This window comes from Thermocrispum municipale DSM 44069 (genome assembly GCF_000427825.1).
Lineage (GTDB): Bacteria > Actinomycetota > Actinomycetes > Mycobacteriales > Pseudonocardiaceae > Thermocrispum > Thermocrispum municipale.
On sequence record NZ_ATYT01000008.1, the window covers coordinates 118,079 to 141,803 of the forward strand.

At 68.4% G+C, this 23,725-nt stretch carries 21 protein-coding genes, 1 pseudogene and 2 riboswitches; of the genes and pseudogenes, 13 read left to right on the plus strand and 9 right to left on the minus strand.

All coding sequences use genetic code 11. The features are described from left to right. Positions 1-471 precede the first annotated feature (471 nt). The 4 genes and pseudogenes from YWM_RS0110355 to YWM_RS0110370 all read right to left on the minus strand — a co-directional run bounded on the left by YWM_RS0110355 (position 472) and on the right by YWM_RS0110370 (position 4,855). Positions 472-2,298, minus strand: coding sequence for an AMP-dependent synthetase/ligase (locus YWM_RS0110355; protein ID WP_028850662.1), 1,827 nt, complete (start codon positions 2,296-2,298; stop codon positions 472-474). Between the two features lie 425 nt (positions 2,299-2,723). Continuing rightward, positions 2,724-3,623: a hypothetical protein gene (locus YWM_RS0110360; protein WP_028850663.1), complete on the minus strand. Its 900-nt coding sequence runs from the start codon at positions 3,621-3,623 to the stop codon at positions 2,724-2,726. Further along, positions 3,620-4,123 (minus strand): annotated as a pseudogene (locus tag YWM_RS23070) (RNA polymerase sigma factor); the annotation flags it as partial. The pseudogene YWM_RS23070 and the gene YWM_RS0110360, both read right to left, overlap by 4 nt. A gap of 129 nt (positions 4,124-4,252) precedes the next feature. Beyond that, entirely contained in the window at positions 4,253-4,855 is a 603-nt protein-coding gene (locus YWM_RS0110370; protein ID WP_028850664.1) for a TetR/AcrR family transcriptional regulator, read from the minus strand. Positions 4,856-4,939: 84 nt separating this feature from the next. Between YWM_RS0110370 and YWM_RS0110375 the strand changes: the two genes are divergently transcribed. Both YWM_RS0110375 and YWM_RS0110380 read left to right on the plus strand, forming a co-directional pair. Continuing rightward, a complete protein-coding gene (locus YWM_RS0110375) occupies positions 4,940-5,917 on the plus strand; it encodes an oxygenase MpaB family protein (protein ID WP_084612317.1) in 978 nt (325 codons plus the stop codon). A gap of 13 nt (positions 5,918-5,930) precedes the next feature. Continuing rightward, positions 5,931-6,959, plus strand: coding sequence for an LLM class F420-dependent oxidoreductase (locus YWM_RS0110380; RefSeq protein WP_028850666.1), 1,029 nt, complete (start codon positions 5,931-5,933; stop codon positions 6,957-6,959). A gap of 183 nt (positions 6,960-7,142) precedes the next feature. On the opposite strand, the gene YWM_RS0110385 is transcribed toward YWM_RS0110380, so the two are convergent. Beyond that, positions 7,143-7,667 (minus strand): methylated-DNA--[protein]-cysteine S-methyltransferase, encoded by a 525-nt coding sequence (locus YWM_RS0110385; RefSeq protein WP_028850667.1) that lies wholly within the window; start codon positions 7,665-7,667, stop codon positions 7,143-7,145. A gap of 116 nt (positions 7,668-7,783) precedes the next feature. Between YWM_RS0110385 and cobA the strand changes: the two genes are divergently transcribed. Both cobA and YWM_RS0110395 read left to right on the plus strand, forming a co-directional pair. Next, positions 7,784-9,022: a uroporphyrinogen-III C-methyltransferase gene (gene cobA, locus YWM_RS0110390; protein WP_043660587.1), complete on the plus strand. Its 1,239-nt coding sequence runs from the start codon at positions 7,784-7,786 to the stop codon at positions 9,020-9,022. A gap of 62 nt (positions 9,023-9,084) precedes the next feature. After that, positions 9,085-9,474, plus strand: coding sequence for an excalibur calcium-binding domain-containing protein (locus YWM_RS0110395; protein ID WP_052344755.1), 390 nt, complete (start codon positions 9,085-9,087; stop codon positions 9,472-9,474). Between the two features lie 6 nt (positions 9,475-9,480). Here YWM_RS0110395 and YWM_RS0110400 read toward each other — a convergent pair whose 3' ends face one another. Next, positions 9,481-10,434, minus strand: a complete 954-nt coding sequence (locus YWM_RS0110400) for an alpha/beta fold hydrolase (RefSeq protein WP_245565997.1) — start codon at positions 10,432-10,434, stop codon at positions 9,481-9,483. Positions 10,435-11,012: 578 nt separating this feature from the next. Between YWM_RS0110400 and YWM_RS23075 the strand changes: the two genes are divergently transcribed. From YWM_RS23075 to YWM_RS0110445, 8 genes are all read left to right on the plus strand, one after another. Then, positions 11,013-11,672 (plus strand): CDP-alcohol phosphatidyltransferase family protein, encoded by a 660-nt coding sequence (locus YWM_RS23075; RefSeq protein ID WP_043660490.1) that lies wholly within the window; start codon positions 11,013-11,015, stop codon positions 11,670-11,672. A gap of 47 nt (positions 11,673-11,719) precedes the next feature. Then, positions 11,720-12,106, plus strand: a complete 387-nt coding sequence (gene gcvH, locus YWM_RS0110415) for a glycine cleavage system protein GcvH (RefSeq protein WP_028850672.1) — start codon at positions 11,720-11,722, stop codon at positions 12,104-12,106. Positions 12,107-12,220: 114 nt separating this feature from the next. Then, positions 12,221-12,676 carry a glycogen accumulation regulator GarA gene (garA, locus tag YWM_RS0110420; protein WP_028850673.1) on the plus strand — a complete coding sequence of 152 codons (456 nt, stop codon included), beginning with the start codon at positions 12,221-12,223 and terminating at the stop codon, positions 12,674-12,676. Positions 12,677-12,684: 8 nt separating this feature from the next. Beyond that, entirely contained in the window at positions 12,685-13,452 is a 768-nt protein-coding gene (ftsR, locus tag YWM_RS0110425) for a transcriptional regulator FtsR (protein WP_043660493.1), read from the plus strand. A gap of 171 nt (positions 13,453-13,623) precedes the next feature. Next, on the plus strand, positions 13,624-14,097 hold the full coding sequence (locus YWM_RS0110430; protein WP_028850675.1) for a bifunctional nuclease family protein: 474 nt from the start codon (positions 13,624-13,626) through the stop codon (positions 14,095-14,097). 230 nt (positions 14,098-14,327) lie between these two features. Further along, positions 14,328-14,900 carry a MerR family transcriptional regulator gene (locus YWM_RS0110435; RefSeq protein ID WP_028850676.1) on the plus strand — a complete coding sequence of 191 codons (573 nt, stop codon included), beginning with the start codon at positions 14,328-14,330 and terminating at the stop codon, positions 14,898-14,900. 56 nt (positions 14,901-14,956) lie between these two features. After that, positions 14,957-15,050: riboswitch (glycine riboswitch) on the plus strand. Then, positions 15,051-15,158: riboswitch (glycine riboswitch) on the plus strand. A 38-nt stretch (positions 15,159-15,196) separates the two neighbouring features. After that, a complete protein-coding gene (gene gcvP, locus YWM_RS0110440) occupies positions 15,197-18,091 on the plus strand; it encodes an aminomethyl-transferring glycine dehydrogenase (protein ID WP_028850677.1) in 2,895 nt (964 codons plus the stop codon). A 183-nt stretch (positions 18,092-18,274) separates the two neighbouring features. Continuing rightward, positions 18,275-19,297 carry a PHP domain-containing protein gene (locus tag YWM_RS0110445; RefSeq protein WP_028850678.1) on the plus strand — a complete coding sequence of 341 codons (1,023 nt, stop codon included), beginning with the start codon at positions 18,275-18,277 and terminating at the stop codon, positions 19,295-19,297. Positions 19,298-19,637: 340 nt separating this feature from the next. Here the strand turns inward: YWM_RS0110445 and YWM_RS0110450 are convergent, their stop codons facing one another. The 3 genes from YWM_RS0110450 to YWM_RS23080 form a co-directional block, all read right to left on the minus strand. Beyond that, complete coding sequence (locus YWM_RS0110450; protein WP_028850679.1) at positions 19,638-21,218, minus strand: WXG100 family type VII secretion target; 1,581 nt, start codon at positions 21,216-21,218, stop codon at positions 19,638-19,640. Next, the gene (locus tag YWM_RS0110455) at positions 21,208-21,516 is read right to left on the minus strand and encodes a WXG100 family type VII secretion target (protein ID WP_028850680.1); all 309 of its coding nucleotides are present in this window, start codon (positions 21,514-21,516) and stop codon (positions 21,208-21,210) included. Before YWM_RS0110455 ends, YWM_RS0110450 begins: the two co-directional genes overlap by 11 nt. A gap of 124 nt (positions 21,517-21,640) precedes the next feature. After that, positions 21,641-22,873: an MFS transporter gene (locus YWM_RS23080; protein ID WP_084612308.1), complete on the minus strand. Its 1,233-nt coding sequence runs from the start codon at positions 22,871-22,873 to the stop codon at positions 21,641-21,643. A gap of 12 nt (positions 22,874-22,885) precedes the next feature. On the opposite strand from YWM_RS23080, the gene YWM_RS0110465 reads away from it, so the two are divergent. Beyond that, entirely contained in the window at positions 22,886-23,719 is an 834-nt protein-coding gene (locus tag YWM_RS0110465; protein ID WP_028850681.1) for an aldo/keto reductase, read from the plus strand. Positions 23,720-23,725 lie beyond the last annotated feature (6 nt).

Genomic DNA, 23,725 nt, shown 5'->3' on the forward strand with positions numbered 1-23,725 from the left:
GTACGTTGAGCCGTCCTTTGTCAGGCAGTCACGGTCGTGTAACGGCGAACCTGCTCGGTGCGATGGTCAACTCGAAGGGCTCGCGACAATGCGACCCAATCCGAGCGGGGCATCGGCCGGCACCACACTGTGCGGCCATGAGAAGACGGCGCACCACGATGTGCGCTCGACACGCGTACCCGCGCCAGCCCCGCTGTGGGCCGGCCGCGGTCGCGGAACGCCCGGGATCACCGGGAGTTCAGTTACTTTACGGTGAAATCCTGCTCCCGCGAAACCCCCGCAGGAAACGATTGTGAAATTTGTTGTATTCCTTCGGGCGTCTTCAACCTCGGCGAATGCCGGGAGTGATGCGTCCGCGTCGACGCGTCCCAGCAGCTCGCTTTGTGAACGGTACGCGACGTTCGCGTGAAAGCGAAACGGGCCGCCGAGTGGTCTTCGGCACTCGGCGGCCCGTCGCACGCAGGTCGATGATCAGTCGTAGAGCTCGTCGAGCAGGCTTCGGTACTTCTGCTCGACCGCCTTGCGCTTGAGCTTCAGGCTCGGGGTGAGTTCGCCTGCTTCCACGGTCAGATCGTGCGGCAGGATGAGGAACTTCTTGATCGTCTCCCACCGGTTCAGGCGGCTGTTGAGCTCGTCGATGTGCTTCTGCACCATCGCCCGGCATTCGTCGGAGGTGACGATGTCGGCGTAGCTCTTGCCCGCCATGCCGTGCTGGTTCGCCCAGTCCTGGATCGCTTCCGGATCCAGCGTCACCAGCGCGGAGACGAACTTGCGGCCCTCACCGTGCACCACGAGCTGTGCCGCGTACGGGCAGATGGCCTTGAACTGGGCCTCGATCGCCTGCGGGGCGACGTACTTGCCGCCCGAGGTCTTGATCAAGTCCTTCTTGCGGTCGGTGATGCGGACCTTGCCGTCCACCAGCTCGCCGATGTCGCCGGTGTGGAACCAGCCGTCGGAGTCCAGCACCTCGGCGGTCAGTTCGGGGCGGTTGTGGTAGCCGCGCATCACGCCGGGGCCGCGCATCAGGATCTCCCCGTCCGCGGCGATCTTGATCTCGGTCCCGGGCAGCGGCGGGCCGACCGTGCCGATGCGCTGGTTGTCCGGACGGTTGACGCAGCTGGCGCCGCTGGTCTCGGTCAGACCGTAGCCCTCGAGGATGCTCAGGCCCGCGGCGTCGAACCACTCCGCGATGTCGTTGTTCAGCGCCGCCGAACCGGAGATCAGATGGCGGATCCGGCCACCGAAACGCTCGCGCAGCTTGGTGAACACCAGCTTGTCGGCGATCTTGTACTGCAGTTCGAGCGCCTTGGGGACCGGCTTGCCCGCCCGCCGCAAGCGGGAGACCTTGATGCCGACGCGGAACGCCCAGTCGAAGATCTTGGCCTTCACGCCACCTTCGTCGTGCGTCATGGTGATGACGCGGGCGTGCACCTTCTCGAAGATGCGCGGCGCCGCTCCCATGAAGGTCGGCTTCACCACGGCGAGGTTGTCGACGATCTTGTCGATCCGGCCGTCGATCGCGGTGGCGAACCCGACCTCGGCCTGCGCGCACAGCAGCACCTTGCCGAACACGTGCGACAGCGGCAGCCACAGGTACTGCAGGTCGTCGGGGGTGAGCAGACCGAGCGCGTCGATCGCCGCGCCCTCGTAGGTCCAGCAGTCGTGCACCAACCGCACGCCCTTGGGGCGGCCGGTCGTGCCGGAGGTGTAGATCAGGGTGGCCAAGTGGTCCGGCGTCAGGGCGGACACCGTCTTCTCGATGGCGTCCGGGTTGTCCTTGAGGTACTCCTCGCCCTTCTTCTCCAGCTCGGCGAGCGAGATCACCCAGTCACCGTCCGGCTTGCCGTCGAACGTCACCACCGTGGCCAGGTCCGGCAGCTTGTCGCGCTGTTCGCGCACCTTCTCGATCTGGGCGTCGTCCTCGGCGAACAGGACCCGGCTGTTCGAGTCGGCCAGGATGAACTGCACGTCCTCCGCGCCGGTGGTGGGGTAGACCGTGGTGGTCGCCGCACCCGCGCACATGATGCCGGCGTCGGCCAGCACCCACTCGTAGCGCGTGGACGAGGCCACCGCGACCCGGTCCTCCAGCTGCACGCCCAGCGCCAGCAGGCCGGCGGCGATGCGGTTGACCCGCTCGCCTGCCTGCGCCCAGGTGACCGACTCCCACCGGTCCCCGACCGGGTAGCGGAAGGCTTCCCGATGCGGCGTGCTCGCCACCCGGTTGAGAAACACCCGCGCGGCCGACGGCGGACGGTCGGCCAGTGCGGCGGACTGCTCGCCCACGGTGTGCTGGGTCATCCGGTCTCCTCCTCGGTACGTCCGCGAACGGACTGCCAGACGCGGTCGGTAGCAGGCGCGTCGCGTCGTCGCTGTCGAACCCGTGTGTAGCGTCCCCGGTCAGTGCCCACCAGCGATTTCCGGCCAGGCCGGCTGGTGGCGAACACCAGTGCCATGTATCGCCCCCAGGCAGATCGGCGACATCGCTGAAGGAAATGTACGCCCGCGGTCCCTTCCGCACCCGCTGGGCTCCGAGTTGTCGTGGTGGGAACGTGGCCCCGCCGGTGCGCGGCCGACGTCGAACGGCCGACACCGGAACCAGGTTCCGACGCCACACGGATCGCTTACTACCAGGATATCGCCGCGGTCACGCGTGAACCTGCCGGCAACGCAACGGCGCCAGCCGGGCTGCCGGCTGGCGCCGTGGACGTGCGGACGCGCGGACTTCACTTGCCTTCGCTGCGCTCCTGCTCCTGCTTGGCGCGTTCTTCCTGCTCCTTCTTCTTGAGCAGTTCCAGCTCGATCTTCTTCTGGGTGATCTCCTGCTCTCGCTCGAGGGCCTTTTGCCGGTCCTGCTCGAGCTGCTGCTTCTTCTTCAGCTCGGTGAGCTCTCGTTCGAGCTGTTCCTTGCGGACGTCGTCTCTAGCGGGCTGGTACAGGTCGTCATCGATGATGACCCGCTCGGTCTGGTCGTTGGACATCGGCATGAAGTCGACGTCCTCATCGCACAGCTCGAGCAGGCTCTGGCATGCGGTCGGGGCCAACGCGCTCAACATGGCGCCGTCCTCGACGATCAACAGCCGGAGCGGGACCGTCAGTGAGCCGCTGTGACGCGAGGCAAAGAAGGGAAACGCGTCGATCCCGCTGTCCGCGTCGAGCCGCGTGTCGTCGTTGTTCGGGTCCTGCTGGATCCTCTCCGCCTGGCACACGGGTCCCCGAGGGTTGGTCTTGCACTCGCCCAACTGATAGACCACGACCCCTGGTTTGCCTTCGGCCTGATACGTCACGGCGGCGCCGTTGTCGACCGGCACGACAGCCGTTCGCGTGGCTCCCGGCAGATAACGGGGGATCAGCTTCGCGATCGACTCACCGACCTTCTCGACCTCCGTCGAGGCGGCCTTCATGGTCGGCAGTTGCGCCGGTGGCTGCGCGCTCTGGCCGGCAACCGAAACGGCGCCCACGGTGCCGATGGCCACGGCGGCGACGGTGGCCAGTGAGCCGAGCACGGTGCGCCTGCGGCGTGCTGTGCGCCGTGCCTTGTCGATCAGCTCGTCCGTGCTGAATCCGAGGGGTGGTTCCGCTGTGACCGCTGATCGCAGGCCCTCGCGCAGGTCGTCCTCGATCATGACGCCCTCCTGGCCAAGGTCGGTGTCGACTCCATCCGGTCGAGCACTTCACGAAGCCGCGCCAGTGCGCGCGACTGCTGACTTTTGACGTTGCCCTCCGAGCACTGCAGGATCTCGGCGGCCTCGGTGATCGACAAGTCTTCCCAGAACCGCAGCACCAGGACCGCCCGTTGGCGCGGGGCCAGCTCGGTCATGCCGCGCAGCACGCGCTCGCGGTTGGCCAATCGTTCGCCTGCCAGATCCAGATCCACGTTCGGGTCGGCTCGATCCGGCACCTCGCCGTGGCCCGATTCGCTACGCCGCCATGGCCTGCGCTTCTCGTCCAGCCAGCAGTTCAGTACGGCTTTACGGGCGTACTTGCTGACGTTGCCGCGACGATGCAGCTTCGGCCAGGTCCGGTACAGCTTCAGCAGCGTGGTCTGAACCAGGTCCTCGGCGAGGTGCCAGTCCGCGCACAGCAGGTAGGCGAACCGGCGCAGCGCCAGTACCTGTTGCTCGGCGAAGTGCTGGAACTGCGCCTCCTAGGTCCGCCTTGATGTGCCCCCTCCTTGGCCCCACATGCCGCTTTCGTGGTCGGTCCTGCCGTGCTCCACCCCTTCACACGGAGCGGGACCGCCGTAGGTTGCGTCCTACGGGGAAGCGGCCGCGACCAGCATGCGCACGGCGTGGTCGATCATGCGGTCCCGTGGCACGTCGAGGCTGCCGTCCAGGTAGCTGATGAACAGGTACGTCAGCGCGCCGACCAGCGAGGTCGCGGTCAGTTTGCGGTCGGTTTCGTCGTAGCTGTCCGGCAGTTGGTCATGGATCATCGCGGTGAACGTGGGCAGCAGTTCCGATCCGCGCTTGTTCAGCGCGGGCTCGGTGATCGGCGCCAGCAGCAGCACCGTCCCCTTGCGCGGATCGTCGATGAGCAGCTCGACGAACGCCGTCACGGCCGCTCGCGCGAGCGCCTCGGGCCGTGGCTCGACGTCGACCATCGCGTTGAGGATCGCCTGCCGAGCCGATTCGGCCACGTGCTCGTAGACCGCGAGCATCAACGCGTCGCGATCGGCGAAGCTCTCGTAGAAGTACCGCTCGGTGAGCTTGGCGGTCCGGCACACCGCACGCACCGTGACCGCGGCGGTGTCACCGCCACCGAGCAACTCGATGCCCGCGTCGATGAGTTGCTGACGCCGGATGGCCCGTCGATCGGCGAGCGTGGTCCCCGCCCAGGTGCGTGTGGCGTTCGTCATCCCGCCCCAATGGTCGATCAATTGACTCTCGGTGTTGTCACATCGTACGGTGACAACGACCGTTTCCAGTTGGAAGGATGGGCGATGACCACCGAAGCAGCGGGTGAATCGGCCGCGCTCCGTGATGCGGACTCCCCGGACGAGCAAGAGCCGAAGCCGCTCGGGCCGGATTCGCTGACGTGGCAGATCTTCGGCGACTGGCGCGGTCTGTTGCAGGGCCTGTGGGCGGGGTCGATGCAGAACATGCACCCGCAGCTCGGGGCGGCGGTGGCGCAGCACTCGATCTTCTTCCAGGAGCGCATGCAGCGGTTGTTCCGCTCGCTGTACCCGATCGGCGGGGTGGTCTTCGACGGTGACCGAGCCGTCGAGACCGCGCGGAAGGTGCGCGGCTATCACGAGCAGATCAAAGGCATCGACGACAACGGCCAGCGCTACCACGCACTGTCGCCGGACGTTTTCTACTGGGCGCACGCCACGTTCTTCATCGGCACGATGCTGACCAAGGAGTACTTCGGCGGCGGCATCACCGAGGCGGAGCGGCGGCAGCTGTTCGACGAGCACGTCCAGTGGTACCGGCTGTACGGGGTGAGCATGCGGCCGGTTCCGGCGACCTGGGAGGAGTTCTGCGACTACTACGACTACATGTGTCGTGAGGTGCTCGTGCCGCACCCGGCGGCGCTCGCCGTGCTCGATCTGTCCACGTTGGACAAACCGCCGCTGACGCCGTGGCTGCCCGATCGAGTGTGGCGATGGTTACGCGGACACATCGAGAAGCACTACGTGTGGCTCACCGTGGGCCTCTACCACCCGGCAATCCGGGAGAAGCTCGGCTACCAGTGGACCGAGCGCGACGAGCGGCGGCTGCGCGCGTTCGGCAGGTGGGTGCACCGGGTGTTTCGCCTGCTCCCGAAGCGGATCAAGCTACATCCGCGGGCGTACGACGGATACCGGCGAGCAGCCGGGAAACTGCCGCCCGACGCGCCGCTGCGGGAAACACCGCGGCGGTACCTGCCGCCGGTTTCCGAGCGCGACAAGCCGTGGCACTACAGCCCGGACGTCTGATTGACTGCCCACCATGAAGCTCGGCTACCACTTCGGATACTGGTCCTCCGGTCCGCCCGCGAACGCCGTGGAAACCATTGCGGCGGCCGAACGACTCGGGTTCGATTCGTTCTGGACCGCGGAAGCCTACGGTTCCGACGCGCTGACCCCGCTGGCCTGGTTGGGGTCGTCGACCTCGCGGATCAAGCTGGGCACGAACTTGATACAGATCTCCGCCCGGACACCGACCGCCACCGCGATGGCCGCGATGACGATGGACCACCTCTCGGGCGGTCGGTTCATCCTCGGCTTGGGCGTGTCCGGACCGCAGGTGGTCGAAGGGTGGTACGGGCAGCCGTATCCGAAGCCGCTGGCGCGCACGCGGGAGTACGTCGCGATCCTGCGGCAGGTGTTCGCGCGCAAGGAGCCGGTGACGTTCGCCGGGGAGCACTATCAGCTGCCGCTGCAGGGCGGTACGGGTCTGGGCAAACCGCTCAAGTCGACGGTGCATCCGCTGCGCGAGGACATCCCGATCTATCTCGGTGCGGAAGGGCCGAAGAACGTGGCGCTGGCCGCCGAGATCGCCGACGGCTGGCTCGCGCTGTTCTTCTCGCCGAAGAGTGACCAGTTCTACCGGGCGGCGCTGGCGGAGGGATTCGCTCGTGACGGAGCGCGCCGCACCGCGGAGGACTTCGAGGTCGCCGCGTCGGTTCCGGTGATCGTGAGCGACGACGTGGAGGCGGCGGCCGACATGATCCGGCCGATCCTGGCGCTCTACATCGGTGGCATGGGCGCCAGGCAGGCCAACTTCCACAAAGACGTCTTCGCCCGCATGGGTTATGAGGCCCTCACCGACCAGGTGCAGCAGCTCTACCTCGCCGGCGACAAGAAGGCCGCCACGGCCGCGATCCCGACCGAGCTGGTGGAGGACGTCGCGCTGATCGGGCCGCCGGCGAAGATCAAGGACGAACTGGCGCGCTGGGAGGAGACCTGCGTGACCACCTTGCTGGTGCAGGGGCCACCGGAGACGTTGCCGGCGATAGCCGACGTGGTGCTGGGCTAGGGGGCCGACCGGGGAGAGGTGGCCCCGCGGTGAGTCCGGGCGTCACAGCCCGGCTCTGCGGCCATCGGCTGTGCGACTCGTCCGGACTCTGCGCAGCCGTCGGCCACTACTGGCCTCAGCCGGCTCTGTGCGGCCGTCCACCACCCGAGTCGATCGGACTCCCTACGGCTGACCGGCTCCCCGCTACGTCGGCGCCGGAGCGAGTCCGGCCGGATCCCAGTCCAGCGTCGGCGGCAGCGCCCCCTCCAAGGTCAGCAGCCAGCGCTTGACCTCCCGGCCCTCGTATCCGTCGCCTCCACCGGAGTAGCCACCCAAGCCGTCGTGAGCGATCACGCGGTGGCACGGCACGACGATCGGCATCGGGTTCGAGCCCATGATCCCGCCGATGGCCCTTGCCGGCGCCCCGGTGCCGCTGAGCTCGGCCAACTCACCGTAGGTGACCGCGGTGCCGTACGGCACGGTGTACAGCGCCTGCAGCACGGCCAGCCGCGTCCCGGTCGCGAAACTCCAGTCCAACGGCAGGTCGAACGTCCGCAGTTCGCCGGCGAAGTACGCCTGGAGCTGCTCCACGGCCGCTCGCGCCACGGCCGAGCCTGCTGTGCCCGAGACCTGGTGCCTCGCCCAGCCGACGCGACACAGACCCCGCTCGGACACCGCCACGCCGAGCGGGCCGACCGGCGTCATGAGTCCGGCGTGCGCCACTTCCATACCGCGATTGTGCCCGGTGGTACTGACAATTCCGCGCGGTGCAGGTCCTGTGATTTTGACTCCGATCGTGCGGTTCGCTCGGCCCGGCGCGGCCCGGGCACGGCATGCTTACCGGCATGTCTGACGCCCACTACCTCGTCGGTCTCGAACTGCGTGGACGCCGGGTGGTCGTGGTCGGCGCGGGAAGTGTGGCGCAGCGCCGGTTGCCGCGGTTGATCCGCACCGGAGCCCGCATCGACGTCATCGCCCCGGAAGCGACACCCGCGGTCGAGGGCATGGCAGGCGCGGGAGAGATCCGGTGGCACCGGCGGCCTTATGCCGAGGGTGACTTACGGGACGCCTGGTACGCGATTGCCTGCACCAATGACCCGAGCGTCAACGAGGCCGTCAGCGCGGAAGCCGAACACCGGCGTGTGTTCTGCGTGCGAGCCGACGCCGGTACGCAGGGGAGTGCCGTGACACCGGCTACCGGCGAATTCGAAGGTCTCATGATCGGCGTGCTGGCCGGCGGCCACCCGCTGCGTTCGGCGGCCGTACGCGACGGGATCGTGGAAGCGCTGCGGGAAGGACGTGCGCCCGCCGACCGACCACCGGCTGCCGAACGATCCGGCATGGGCAAGGTCGTGCTGGTCGGCGGAGGACCCGGTGATCCGGAGCTGATCACCGTGGCAGGCAGACGGCTGTTGGCGAGCGCGGACGTGGTCGTCGCCGACCGGTTGGCGCCCCGCGAACTGCTGGACGAGTTGTCGCCGCGGGTCGAGGTCGTGGACGCGGCGAAAATCCCCTACGGCCGGGCGGCAGCGCAGGAGTTCATCAACGCCACGCTGATCGACCGGGCCAAGGCGGGCAAGACCGTGGTGCGGCTCAAAGGCGGCGACCCTTACCTGTTCGGCCGCGGCTACGAGGAAGTGCTGGCGTGTGCGCAGGCAGGCGTTCCGGTGTCGGTCGTGCCCGGTGTGACCAGCGCGTTCGCGGTACCCGCACTGGCTGACGTCCCGATGACGCACCGCGGCGTGGCGCACGAAGTCGTCGTCGTGTCCGGGCACGTGGGCCCGGATGACCCGGCGTCCTTGGTCGACTGGGACGCCCTGGCGGCATTACGCGGGACGATCGTGCTGCTGATGGGGGTCGAGCGGGCCGGACAGTTCGCGGACGTCCTGCTCGCCGGCGGTCGCGCGGACGACACCCCAGCCGCGGTCATCCAAGAGGGCAGTACCAGTCGACAACGGATCGTCCGCACGACGCTCGGCTCGCTCGCCGACGACATTGCCCGAGCCGGGATCCGGCCCCCGGCGATCATCGTCATCGGCCCGGTGGCTGGTCTGTACGCACAACGAGCGCAGGACGTCGGGTAACAGTACGATCGCCGTCGGTAACCCATCGCGATTCCCAGCGACTGACAGCTGGGAGGTTGACGATGGCAGAGCAAGGCAAGCGAGGCAGGAAGATCGTCGGTGCGGTGGCAGGAGGCATCGCACCGATTGCTTTGGGGGCGGCAACCGCGGAGTCGACGGGGGACACGGGGGCGGCACAGGAGCCGGAAGTGCGCACCACCACGGTGACCAAGACGGTCACCGCCACAGCGCCGAAGGCGCCGGCTCGCACGACGACGAAGACGAAGACCCGGACGGTGACGAGGACCGAGCGGGTCACCGTGACGGCCAAGGCGCCTGCCGCCGCGGAGGGATCCGCGTACTACGAGAATTGCGACGCTGCTCGCGCGGCGGGCGCCGCGCCGGTGAGGGCAGGCGACCCGGGCTACGGACCCCACCTCGATCGAGACCGAGACGGTGTGGGCTGCGAGTAACGGGCCTCAGCTCGCCGGAGCGGAACTCTCGCCGACGCCGGCGTAGCGCTCGCGCAGGAAGCTCACGATCTCACTGGTCAGCCGCTGCGGGTCGAACCGCAGCTCGACCGGACTGCGAGCCTGAACGAACGTCGCCGCGGGCATGTCCCGTGCCAGCGCGTCCGCATCGCCGAACGGATGGATCGGGTCGCGAGCGTGGCCGATCACCAGCGCCGGGATGTCGATCCGCTGTCGGATGCTGCGCGGCGGCGCGATCCGGCCGAACAGCAGCCCGTGCAGCAACGCGGCCATCGCGGCGGGCTCCTGTTGCAGCACGTCCGCGACCACGTCGACCCAGATGTAGCCGCGCGGCACGCGTTTGGCGGCCGCTTTCACTGTGTTGACCGTCACCGGGGCGAACCGCGCGGCGAACAGCAACGGCGGGAAGGCCAGCAGGCCGGCAAAGATCGCATTGTCCAGGACGGGCATCTCCACCAGCAGGCCGTGTACCCGGTCCGGCGCGAGCACGGCCGTCTCCAGGCTCACGTTCGCGCCCAGCGAGGTCCCGCCCACGACGGCCTGCTCGACGTCCAGGTGATCCAGCAGCCCGACGACCTGCTCGGCGAACGCGGTCAGCGAATACCGCCAGGACTCCGTCGGCCGGTCCGAACCGCCGTGGCCGAGCAGGTCGAGGGTGACGACGTGGAATCCTTCGCGGGCCAGCCGCCTGGCCAGCGGTCGGTGCATCCGGCGGCTGAGCAGGATGCCGTGGGTCAGCAGCACGGTTCCGGCACTGGTGGCGCTGTCGCCGTACTCGGTGTACTCGAGGCGGAAGCCGTCGTGCTGGAATGCTCCGTGCACCTCCAGCGGGGCCAGCGCCAACGGACGACGCTCGGAAGCATCCGCTGCGTCGTCCTTGGTTCGTCTCCGGAACCGCTCCCGCGCCTGCATGGCCGACCACCTCCGCGGCTGCTCAGTCACGATCATGGTAGGGGCAGCATGCGTCATTCCGCGTCGACGACGGCCGCGGAGACGGTGTCCGACCCCCGCATGCACAGCGTCCCGCCTTGCGACGAGGGCGGGCCGGACACGCACGTCCAGCCGTCCACGGCGGCCCTCACGGGCTTGTCGGACCCCGCGGGTTGTTTGCCACGAATCTGCTGGTGAAACGTTCGCACGAGGCGGACAGCCTCGGCGCAGGACGTCTGGCCGTCCTCGACCATCACCTGCAGCACGGCACCGCTCGCGGCCGGGACCGTCCCGCAGCCGCCCGAATCATCGGATTCCTCGGGAGCCGGAGTGGACTGGTCGGCTGATCGGCTCGGCGGGGGAGTCGACGCCGGCCGCGACGGCGACTGCTGCCGAGACGGCGACGGTGCCGCTGTGGTTTGCGGTGGAGTTTCGGACCGGGCAGCGGCCGGAGTTTGTTGCGGTGCGGAACAGCCGGAGGTCAGAACCAGCCACGCGGCCAGCAGTGCGACCAGCCGTAACCCACCCATCCGGTCTCCTTCCGCCGACTGGCGACCGGGCGTGCGCCCAGCCCGTCCTATTGTGAGCGGGTGACCACCGACCAGCCGGCGAGACGCGCCGGGACCGCCGAAACGAGCCTGCTCCGTCAGGCGGCCACGCTGCCGAACGTGATCTCGCTGCTGCGACTGGCGCTGGTTCCGGTGTTCCTGTGGCTGTTGCTCGGCCCGCGCTGGGACGGCATCGCCGTCCTGGTGCTGGCGTTCGCCGGGTTCAGCGACTGGCTGGACGGCAAGCTCGCCCGCTGGCTCAACCAGCTCTCCCGCCTCGGTCAGCTGCTCGACCCGGCGGCCGACCGGCTCTACGTCGTCGCGACGCTGCTGGCGTTCCTGGTGCGCGAGATCCTGCCGTGGTGGGTGATCGCCGTGCTGGTCGGCCGCGAACTCATGCTGCTGGGCTGCGTCACGGTGCTGCGCGCCAGACGGTTCACGTACCCGGAAGTGACCTACGTGGGCAAAGGCGCGACGTTCGTGCTGATGTACGCGTTCCCGATGCTGCTGCTCATCCAGACCGACTTCGCCGGCCCCGTCGTGGTCGACGTGGTCCGGCCGGTGGCGTATGCGTTCATGATCTGGGGCGGCGTGTTGTACGTGTGGTCCGGTGTGCTGTATGTCGTTCAGACATGGCTGGCTGTCCGTAACCGACAGCCGGGCAGCGGCGACGGAGGTCGAGATGCCGTCGCCGGGACCTAGCTGGCACACTCTCGACGGCGAACGGGGATGGCAGGAAGGGAAGGCTCGTGACGGTTCCAGACGGACTGCGCTACACCGAGGAGCACGAGTGGGTCTCGGCAGGCGCGAGGGAAGGCACGTTGCGTGTCGGTGTCACCGAGTACGCTCAAGATCAGTTGGGCGATGTGGTGTTCGTCGATCTCCCGGAGACGGGAACCACGGTCACCGCGGGTCAGCCGTTCGGCGAGATCGAGTCGACCAAGAGCGTCTCGGAGCTGTTCGCGCCGGTGGACGGCGAGGTGACCGCGGTCAACGACGCGGTGGCCGACGCCCCGGAAGTGATCAACAGCGACCCGTACGGCGAGGGCTGGCTGATCGAGATCACCCCGTCCGATCCGGCCGCGGTGGACGGGCTGCTGGACGCCGAGGCGTATCAGAAGTTGATCGAGGGCTGACCGGCCGACCGGCTGCGTCCAGTTGGGGGGAGTGATGGTCCGCAACCCGCCCGGACACGGTACGTTGAGCAAACACGACCCAGTCGATTCAGCAGCGACGTGAGGAGAGTCCAGGTGACCACGAACGACGGGCCCGGCGTTCCCCCAGAAGAGGCCCCAGAGCGGACCTCCGTCTTCCGGGCTGACTTCCTCGACGAAGGCCAGTCGGAGGCGCCCGCTTCCGAAGCCCCGGTCTCCGGGATCGAGGCGTTGCCCGCTGGTTCCGCCCTGCTGGTCGTCAAGCGCGGACCGAATGCCGGTTCACGATTCTTGTTGGACCGCGACACCACGAGCGCTGGCCGCCACCCGGACAGCGACATCTTCCTCGACGATGTCACGGTTTCGCGTCGCCATGCGGAGTTCCGCCGCGAAGGTGGCGAGTTCGTCGTGATCGACGTCGGCAGCCTCAACGGCACCTACGTCAACCGCGAGCCGGTCGACCAAGCGGTGCTCGCCGGTGGTGACGAGGTGCAGATCGGCAAGTTCCGGCTGGTGTTCCTGTCCGGCGGTTCGGCGACGTCAGGGAGCTAACGGAACCAGTGACGGCGGCAGGTCGGTCAGCGGGCGGAGCGTCGGAACGCGGTCGGCGCAGCGGGCTGAGCATCGGTGCTGTGCTCGCGCAGCTGCGCACCGAGTTCCCCGACGTCACGATCTCCAAGATCAGGTTCCTCGAGTCGGAAGGGCTGGTGCGGCCTGCCCGTACGGCCTCCGGCTACCGGCAGTTCACGCCTGCCGATGTCGAGCGGTTGCGGTTCGTCCTGTCCGCGCAGCGCGACCACTACCTGCCGCTGAAGGTGATCAAGGACCAGCTCGATGCCGCCGACGGCGCCGGCACGAGCCCGTCCGGACCGCCTGCGCTCAAACCGCCGCGCCGCCTGGTGTCGCTGACGCCGGGCGCGGAGGGGCCGACGGCGGAGGATTTCGCGCCCGGCAGGGAAATCCGCCTGACCAAGGAGGACCTGCTCGAACAGTCCGGCGTGGACGCGGCACTGCTGGCCGAGCTCGAGCAGTTCGGGTTGATCCGGCCAGGGGCCGCGGGCTTCTACGACGCCGACGCGGTGCAGGTGGCCAAGACCGTGCGGGCGATGACCGAGTACGGCATCGAACCCCGGCATTTGCGGGCGTTCCGGGCGTCGGCGGACCGCGAGGTCGGCTTGCTGGAGCAGATCGTGGCCCCGGTGTCACGGCATCGTGATGAAGCCGCCAAGGCGCGCGCCGACGAGATGGTCCGGGAATTGGCCGCGCTGTCGGTGACGTTGCACACGCTGCTGGTCAAGGCGGGAATTCGTTCTGTGACCTCGGGTTGAGGTCGTGTGTTCGTGCCCGTCGGTCACTGCTCGGGACCGGCTCGGAGCCTACGGTGAGTGGCCACGAAACCCTGGGCAGATTGCCCATATGACGGGTAGCGTCGAGAGAGACGATGCGGGATCCTCGGAGAGCGAGGTGATTCCCGCACCACGAGTGGGAGGCGAGGCCCGATGAACGAGATGCGCGTCGTCGGCGTGCGGGTCGAACTGCCCGCGAACACCCCGATCCTGCTGCTGCGGGAAGCCAACGGGGACCGCTACCTGCCGATTTGGATCGGATCGGTGGAGGCCACTGCCATCGCGCTCGAGCAGCAGGGCGTGCGTCCTGCGCGGCCGCTGACCCATGATCTGCTCAAAGAGGTCATCGGGGCCCTCGGCCGGGAGCTGGAGCAGGTAGTGATCACCGACCTCAAGGAAGGCACGTTCTTCGCCGAACTGGTCTTCGACGGTGATGTCCGGGTCTCCGCCCGGCCGAGCGACTCGGTCGCGCTGGCGTTGCGCGCGGGTGTTCCCATCCACGCCGAGGACTCGGTGCTGGACGAGGCGGGCTTGATCATTCCGGACGAGCAAGAGGACGAGGTGGAGAAGTTCCGCGAGTTCCTCGACTCGGTGACGCCGGAAGATTTCCGCGGCGCGGACACCTGAGCGGCAGCGACACGCGAGTGCCTTCGTGACGCAGGCGAATCACCTGGTGCACGACGCATTCCTCCGCGGTTGTCGCCGGCGGTGACGAAGTGATTCCGGGCCGTGTCGGGTCACCAGCCTCGAGTCGTGGTCGAGGTTTGTGGCGAGTCGCGTTGACCGGACCTGCGGCGAGGCCCTACCGTCGGGTGCAGGTGAATCGCGTGCATGTGATTCGGCAGCGGGAGGTTTGCGTGGTCGACAACGAGACCAGGCCCGTGCAGCGTGAGGGTGGCGAGCAGGGAGAGCTGTTCCCGGACTCGTCGGTGCCCGACGACCTTGTCGGCTACCGTGGCCCGGCTGCCTGTCAGATCGCCGGTATCACCTACCGGCAGTTGGATTACTGGGCGCGCACCAAGCTGGTCGAGCCGAGCATCCGCACCGCGCACGGATCCGGCTCCCAGCGGCTGTACTCGTTCAAGGACCTGCTGGTCCTCAAGATCGTCAAGCGCCTGCTGGACGCGGGTGTGTCGTTGCAGAACATCCGCACGGCCGTCGATCACCTGCGCGACCGCGGCGTGCGGGATCTCGCCGCGGTGACGCTGTTCTCCGACGGCACCACGGTGTACGAGTGCACCTCACCCGAGGAGATCGTCGACCTGCTGCAGGGAGGCCAAGGCGTGTTCGGTATCGCGGTCAGCGGCGCGATGCAGGAGATCAGCGGCAGCATCCACGAGTTCCCCGCGGAACGGGTCGACGGTGGCGAGGTCACCGTGCCGATGCGGGACGAGCTGGCCGAGCGTCGGTCGGCGCGCAAGACAGGCTGATACCCGAACGTTCCCGGCCGCGTCCGGCTCGGCGGTTACACTGACGGCGTAGTCGTTGACCCCGTGCGGGAGAGTCCGAGCTCAAGGCTCGGCGCCGAAGGAGCAACCCCTCCCCGGAACCTCTCAGGCACCCAGGACCGCACGGTGAGACGCCTCTGGATAGCAGGCACGCGCTGCGTGTCTCGCCGAAGGTGCAAGTCCGCACGCTGCGGATGAAGCTCTCAGGCACCCGTCGTGGGTAGGGACAGAGGGGGAGGACGACAGGCTCCTGCCCGCCGATCGCCCGGAGGCCCACGATGTCGCGACCCAGTTTGGCAGAGCTCGAGCACGGTACGCCGTTCGTCGACCGGCACATCGGTCCCCGCCGCGCGGAGCTGGACCGCATGCTCGGCACGATCGGTGTCTCGTCGCTCGAGCAGCTGGCCGATGCGGCCGTACCCCAATCCATCCGTGATGCCGAGCCGCCGCAGCTACCCGCTCCGGCCACCGAGTCGCAGGTGCTCGCGGAGTTGCGGGCGCTGGCCGCGCAGAACAAGCCGATGGTGCAGATGATCGGCCAGGGCTACTACGGCACGGTCACGCCGCCGGTCATCCGCAGGCAGATCGTGGAGAACCCGGCCTGGTACACCGCGTACACGCCTTATCAGCCGGAGATCTCCCAGGGCAGGCTGGAAGCGCTGCTGAACTTCCAGACCATGGTCGCTGACCTCACCGGCCTGCCGGTGGCCAACGCGTCGATGCTCGACGAGGCCACCGCGGCGGCCGAGGCGATGACATTGGTACGCCGGGCGTCCCGGAAGAACACCTCATCGCGCTTTCTGGTCGACGCCGACACCTTCCCGCAGACCATCGCGGTACTGCAGACCCGTGCCGAGCCGCTCGGGATCGAGCTGGACATCCGACAGGTCGGCGAATTCGCGGCCGCACTGCACGAGCAGAAGTACTTCGGTGTGCTGTTCTCCTACCCGTCGGCCTCCGGGGCGGTGCGCGACGACCGGGAGCTGATCGAGCTGGCGCACGAGCACGAGGCGTCCGTCGTCGTCGCGGCCGATCTGCTCGCGCTGACGCTGCTGCGGCCTCCGGGCGAGGTCGGTGCGGACGTCGTGGTGGGTTCGGCCCAGCGGTTCGGGGTGCCGATGGGCTTCGGTGGCCCGCACGCCGGCTACCTGGCCGTTCGTCAGGGGCTGGAGCGGCAGCTGCCGGGCCGGCTGGTCGGGGTGAGCACCGACGCCGACGGCTCGATCGCCTACCGACTGGCGCTGCAGACGCGTGAGCAGCACATCCGTCGCGAGAAGGCGACGTCGAACATCTGCACCGCCCAGGTGCTGCTCGCCGTGGTCGCCTCGGCGTACGGCGTCTATCACGGGGCCGAGGGCCTGAAGTCCATCGCGCAGCGGACGCACCGGATGGCCGCAGTGCTCGCCGCCGGGCTGCGCGCAGGTGGCATCGAGCTGGTGCACGACAACTTCTTCGACACGGTGCGCGCGGTCGTCCCCGGCCGAGCGCACGCAGTCGTCGACCAGGCTCGCGGTCTCGGTGTGAACCTGCACTTCGTCGACGACGACCACGTCGGCATCTCGTGCGACGAGACGACCACCAGGGAACACCTGTCGCTGGTGTGGAAGGCGTTCGGGCTGTCGACCGCGGACGCCGACGTCCTGGACGAGAGCACCCCCGACGCGCTTCCGGCCTCGCTGCTGCGGACGTCGGAGTACATGACGCATCCGGTGTTCAACCGGCACCGGTCGGAGACCGCGTTGCTGCGCTACCTGCGCGAGCTGTCCGACAAGGACGTGGCGCTGGACCGGAGCATGATCCCACTGGGTTCGTGCACGATGAAGCTCAACGCGGCAGCGGAGATGGAGGCCATCACCTGGCCGGAGTTCACCGAACTGCACCCGTTCGCGCCCACCGAGGACGCGGCGGGGCTGCTGCGTGTCGTGTCCGACCTGCAGCGGTGGCTGGCCGAGGTCACCGGGTACGACGCGGTGTCGCTGCAGCCGAACGCAGGCAGCCAGGGTGAGTTCGCCGGGTTGCTGGCCATCCGCGCCTACCATCGCGACCGCGGTGAGTCGCAGCGTGAGGTCTGCCTGATCCCCTCCAGCGCACATGGCACGAACGCCGCCAGCGCGGTGATGGCCGGCATGCGCGTGGTGGTCGTCAAGTGCGACGACGGCGGCAACATCGACATGGACCACCTGCGCGAGTTGGCCGCGAAGCACGCCGACGACCTCGCCGCGATCATGATCACTTACCCGTCGACCCACGGCGTGTACGAGGACACCGTCGCCGAGGTCTGCCAGATCGTGCACGACCACGGCGGGCAGGTCTACATCGACGGCGCCAACTTGAACGCGCTGATCGGGCTGGCCCGGTTCGGCAAGTTCGGCGCCGACGTGTCCCACCTGAACCTGCACAAGACGTTCTGCATCCCGCACGGTGGTGGCGGCCCTGGTGTCGGCCCGATCGGGGTGCGCTCGCACCTCGCGCCGTTCCTGCCGAACCACCCGTTGCAGCCTTCGGCGGGCCCGGACACCGGTGTCGGCCCGGTGAGCGCCGCGCCGTGGGGTTCGGCGTCGATCCTGCCGATCAGCTGGGCGTACGTGCGCATGATGAGTGCCGAGGGGCTCAAGCGCGCGACCCTCACGGCCGTGGCCGCGGCCAACTACGTGGCGCGGCGTCTGCACGAGCACTACCCGGTGCTGTACTCGGGCCACCGGCTGGGCAGCGACTCGGTCGGCCTGGTCGCTCACGAGTGCATCCTCGATCTGCGTGGGATCACCAAAGCGACCGGGATCTCGGTGGATGACGTGGCCAAGCGGCTGGCCGACTACGGGTTGCACGCGCCGACGATGTCCTTCCCGGTCGCGGGCACGTTGATGGTCGAGCCGACCGAGAGCGAGGACCTGGCGGAACTGGACCGGTTCTGCGACGCGATGATCGCCATCAAGGGCGAGATCGACCGGGTCGCGGCGGGGGAGTGGCCGCGGGAGGACAACCCGCTGGTGAACGCCCCGCACACCGCGGAATGCCTGACCGGGGAGTGGAACCACCCGTACAGCCGTCAGGAGGCGGTGTACCCGGCGGGGTCGCGAGGGCCGAAGATCTGGCCACCGGTGCGGCGCATCAACCAGGCGGCAGGTGACCGGAACCTGGTGTGCTCCTGCCCGCCGCTGGAGGCCTACGCGTAGTCCGACGGCTGATCGCGCCTGGCTGGAAGCGCACCTGTGCGATCGGTTGTTGTGCTGCCGGTGTAGGACAGGTGCGATTGGGGGGTTGTGCCGTCGTCGTAGGTCGTTCGGCAAGGCCTCCGGCCGGCCGCCGCACGGTTGGCGTGGCCCGAGCGTCCGCCCGTTCCGGTAGCGTCGGCGAGCATGCAGCCCCTCTCGCCGGTCGATGCGTTGCGCCGGATCGCGTTCCTGCTCGAGCGAGCCAGGGAACCGACGTATCGCGTGCGGGCGTTCCGCACCGCGGCTGCGACGATCGAAGCGCTGCCGCAGGAGGAGCTCGAACGTCGAGCCGCCCATGGAACGCTGACCGACCTGAAAGGCATCGGCAAGGTGACCGCCACCGCGATCACCGAGGCGCTCGCCGGTGAGGTCCCGGTGTACCTGCGCCGCCTCGAGGCGACCGAAGGCCGGCCGGTGGCGGAGGGAGGTGCGGAGATCCGCGCGGCCCTGCGCGGCGATCTGCACACGCACTCGGACTGGTCGGACGGCGGCAGCCCGATCGAAGAGATGGCCCTGGCCGCCCGCGAGCTCGGCCACGAATACTTCGCGCTCACCGATCATTCGCCGCGGCTGACGGTGGCCAACGGCCTGTCACCGCAGCGGCTGCGGGACCAGCTCGACCTGGTCGCCGAGCTGAACGAGAAGCTGGACGGGATCCGGATCCTCACCGGCATCGAGGTCGACATCCTCGAGGACGGTTCCCTGGACCAGGAGCCCGAGCTGCTCGAGCGGCTGGACGTGGTGGTCGCCAGCGTGCACTCCAAACTGCGCATGCCCAAGCGGGAGATGACGCAGCGGATGGTTCGTGCGATCGCGAACCCGCACACCGACGTGCTGGGCCACTGCACCGGCAGGCTCGTCACGGGCGGGCGCGGCAGGCGACCGGAGTCGGAGTTCGATCCCGACGTCGTGTTCGCGGCGTGCGCCAAGTTCGACGTCGCCGTGGAGATCAACTCCCGGCCCGAGCGGCTCGATCCGCCGAAGCGGCTGCTGCGCCTGGCGGTGGAAGCGGGGTGTTCGTTCGCCATCGACACCGACGCGCACGCGCCTGGGCAGCTGGACTGGCAGCCCTACGGCTGTGAGCGGGCCGCGGCGTGCGGGGTTCCGGTGGAGAAGATCGTCAACACGCGCAGCGCCGACGAACTGCTGGCCTGGAGCAACGGCTGATCACTCCGGATCGACTCGGCGCGACGTGACCGCTACTCATGCCTCGCACGAGCAGTCAGCCCGGGAACGTGACTGCTGCTCGCACTTCGGATCAGCAGCCGGCCGGCAACGTGATTGCTCCTCGTGCCGCGTACCAGCGGCCAGCTCGGAGCGACGGAACCGCCACTGAGTCACGAGCCAGGGCCCGCTGGGAGCGCTGGTTCGCGCCACGGGCGTGGCCGTGCTCGCCGAGGGTGCCCGCATGTGCCGCTGACCGCCGGGCGTGAGCAGCGGCTGTCACGCCGCCGAGCCCGGTACTCCGCACCACGAACGAGCCACCACACCGCAGCGACGGGCGCATCTACTTCGGCACCATGACCGCCTGCACGTGGTCGAAACCCGCGCTGTCGGACAGAGTGCCGTTGAGGAAGTCCGACTCCGGAACACGATGGGTCTCGCCCTTGGTGGGTTCGAAAATCAGAACGTCGCCACCCTCGTTGCCCACGATGAGGACGTAGTGCATGCTCCTGGTGGGAATCTCATCCGCCACCAGCACCGGGACCGGCTGACCCTCGTTGGCCGCGGCCAGGCTGTCCCGCAGGTCGTTGGACACATCGCGCTGGTTGGTGTCGTCGACCAGGCGCCAGTCGTACTCCGCTCCCATGGCGCCTGAGTGTTCGTTCAAATACGCCACCATGTCCGGAGGCGTCGTGCCCAGTGCTTGCGGCCAGTGGGGGAGACCACCAGGCAGACGGTGGCTGTTCGTCCACTCGTGCACCCGGTCCCGTTCGGCCTTGAAGTTCTCCCGGAAGTTGCCTTCGGTCAGCGACAGGGCGTACAGCGGGTCCATCTCGGCGCGGGCGATGATCAGCGACGTCGTGCCGCAGGTGGTGTCCTCGTACTGGCGGACGTCGACGTCGCCGTCACGTCGGTGTTTGCCCACCCCGCCTCGGTCGATCAGCGACAGGTGCTCGCTGAGCGTTCGCGGGTCCATGTCGCGGATCTTCTCGGCGAACGGCGTGAGTTCGTCGACCGAGTGGCCCGCCGCCAACCCCTTGAGGATCCAAGCGCGCTGCTCGTCGTTCTTCGCCGCGTCCAGCAGTTTCTGCAGTCGTGCGCGGTCCTGGGCGCTGAGCTCGCGCATCTTCTTGCCTGCGCGTTCCAGCTGGCTGGTGGTGAGGATGGCGTCGTCGAAGGCGTCGCCCATGGACGTCGTGACCTTCTTGTCGGCCAGCACCACCGCGTCGTCGGGGCTCAGCCCGCCGTCGACACCTGCTGCCGCGCGGGCCTGCCCGGCGAGATCGGAGAAGCGACTGGCGGCCCGGTCGGCGCTGTCCAGAGCATCGGTGTAGACGTCGATGCACCCGGTGATCAGACGCGCCACCTCACGGGCCAGATCCGCGACCGCCTTCGGATCGACCATCGGAATGTCGCCACCGATGGTGATGTCCGGCCCCGGCAACCAGTCCGGGGTGCTGACCTCGATCCTGATGTGCGTCGCGTCGTACCACGCCTTGTCCAGCGCGTCGTGCAACTTGCCGTGCCGTTCCTGCTGGTCACGGATCTTGTCGGCGAGTTCTTCCAACGTTTCCGCCGCTTTGACGAAGACCTGCGGCGTCCGGTCGATCGCCCGGTCGGTGGCCTGAAGCACCTCGGAGGCTTGTTGCGCGGCACCACCCTCCCATGCGGCGGGCAATGTCGTGGTGCCCAGGCGGCCGGTGTCCTCGCCGATCGGTTTGATGACGCCTGCCGCGCTGCGGTATGCCCGTGCCAAGTTCTCCAACGCGTCCGGGTCACCCGGCGGCGGGTGAGCGATCTGTGCCATCACCTTGGAGATCAGCTCGGCGAGCTTGACCGGATTCAGCACCGTCGCGGTGAGCTCCGCCAGCTGCTTGAGCCGGGCCAGGATGGTGCTGATCTGGATGTAGTCGTCACTCGACACCGGTGCCTCCGAACGATGCGCTGCCGGCGTCCTCCATGGCCCGGTACGACTTGGCCGCGTTCCGCAGCGCCGCACACAGCTGCTCGAGGATCTTGACGTGCACGCCGACCTCGTCGAACCAGGCGTCCTGCATCTCGGTGTAGGCCTTTTGCGCCACGCTCAGCCCGCATGCGTCGGCGCCGTCGCGCGTTTCCTTGTCCCAGTTGGCGCGCGCGGTGCGCAGATCCTCCGCGAGATCGCAGGCGGTGCGTCCGCCCTTGTCCACGGCGTCCGGATCGACGTGGTACCCCGGCGGCATGGTGCCTCCCCTGTATGCCTTGGTGGTGAGCCATCCGGCGGCCCCCTGACACGCCGGATGACCCGCAGATGGGACGCCGTGGTCGCGCGGGCCGTTTCGCCCGTCCGTGAACTATTTGCGCCCGCTAAGACCCCGATGACCGTGTTCGTACAAAAGGCACCACACACCCTGCGGCCACCGCAAGTAGTCCGGCAGCCAGACCGAACGGTGCGGTCACCCCGGCAACGGCGGACAAGGCGCCGGCGAGCGCGGGCACGGCACTCTGCGCCACGCGGTTACCGCTGACCCGCAGTGCCAGCGCGGTCGCCCGAAGACGCTTGGGTGCCTGCTGTACGACCCACGTCATGGTCAGCGGCTGACCGAGACCGAGCGTGATCCCGAGCAGCACCATCAGCAACACCAGCAGCACCTCGCCGGTGACGCCGATCAGAGCGGCCATGCCGCAGGCGGCCAGCGCGGTGCTCACCAGGATCACCCGCAGCCTGCCGACGCGAATGACGAGGACCCCGAGGAACACACGGGAGAGGAACGATGCGCCGGCACGGACGCTGAGCAGGACGCCGACGAAGCCGGGGGAGAGGCCGTAGTGCGTGCCGAGCACGGGCAGATACGCGGTGATCAGATCGACCGCGGCGATCACCCCGCCACTGACCAGCATGGCGACCGCCAGCTGTCGATCGGCGAGCAGGCGCAACGCCGACCCCTGTCCGGACCGTTCGCCTGCCCGGCCGCTGGGCGTGACCACATCGCTGCCGCGGAGAGCGAGCAGCAGGCCCACGAACATCACCGCGGCCACCGCGGCGATCGCACTGGCCGCGTAGAACGCGTACGTGGTCGCCAGCAGAAGGTCGCGTTCGTGGGCAAGTGACATCACCCACCCGGCGATCAGTGGGCCCACCATCTGGCCGAGCGAAGCCGCCGCGGTGAACCACCCGAAGTTGCGGTCGCGCTGGGCCGGCGCCGACATGCCGGTGACCAGGACCTGACCGCCCACCATGACGGTCAGCAGCCCGATGCTGTAGATCGTGTTGACCACGGCCAGCCACACCAGCGAGTCCATCTGCGCGAGCAACAACGGGCCGGTCAGCACCAACGCGAGGCCGCTGAGCACAATTGCCGGAGCGTGCCCACGGTCGCACAATCGGCCGGTGGGGACCGCAGTGAACACCGGGAGCAGGGCGCCGGTGGCCACCACGATGCCGACGGTCGTCTCGTCGCCACCGAGCGCGAGTACCCGGTAGGACACCACCGGCCGGGCGAGAAACATCGTGGCGTGCACCACGAGGTTTCCCAGCAGAAGGACGACGAGCATCCTTCTGCCGTCGCGTGGGTAGTTTGGATAAGCAACCGACGACATGGAGGCAACTTTATGGGGCACGTTCCCAACATCGACCTGACGACCGATGTGGCGATCCCGCAGCTGGGCTTCGGGGTCTTCCAGGTTCCACCTGCTGAGACGAAGGAAGCGGTGGCGACCGCACTGCGGGTGGGGTACCGCAGCATCGACACCGCCGCGATCTACGGCAACGAGCGTCAGGTGGGCGAGGCCATCGCGGAGAGTGGCATCGCACGGGACGAGCTGTTCATCACCACCAAGCTGTGGAACTCCGAACAGGGCTACGACACCACGCTGGCCGCGTTCGACGCCAGCATGGAAAAGCTCGGGCTGGAGCAGCTGGATCTGTACCTGATCCACTGGCCGGTGCCCGAGCGGGACCACTACCTGGACACTTGGCGCGCATTCGAGAAGCTGCACGCCGACGGGCGCGTCCGGGCGATCGGTGTCTCCAACTTCACCGAGGAGCATCTGCAGCGGCTGATGGACTCCGCCGACGTCAAGCCGGCCATCAACCAGGTGGAGCTACATCCGCGCTTCCAGCAGAGCAAGCTGCGGGCGTTCCACGCCGAGCACGGCATCGCCACCGAGGCGTGGGGCCCGCTCGGTCAGGGCACGCTGCTGGACCACCCGGTGCTGAGCAAGATCGCCGAGAAGCACGGTCGTTCGACCGCGCAGGTGATGATCCGCTGGCACCTGCAGATCGGCAACGTGGTGATCCCGAAGTCGGTCACCCCGGCGCGGATCGAGCAGAACTTCGCGGTGTTCGACTTCGAGCTCGACGGCGAGGACCTGGACGCGATCGCGAGCCTGGACGACGAGAACGGACGCATCGGGCCCGACCCGACGACGTTCAACGTGGTCTGACCGCGA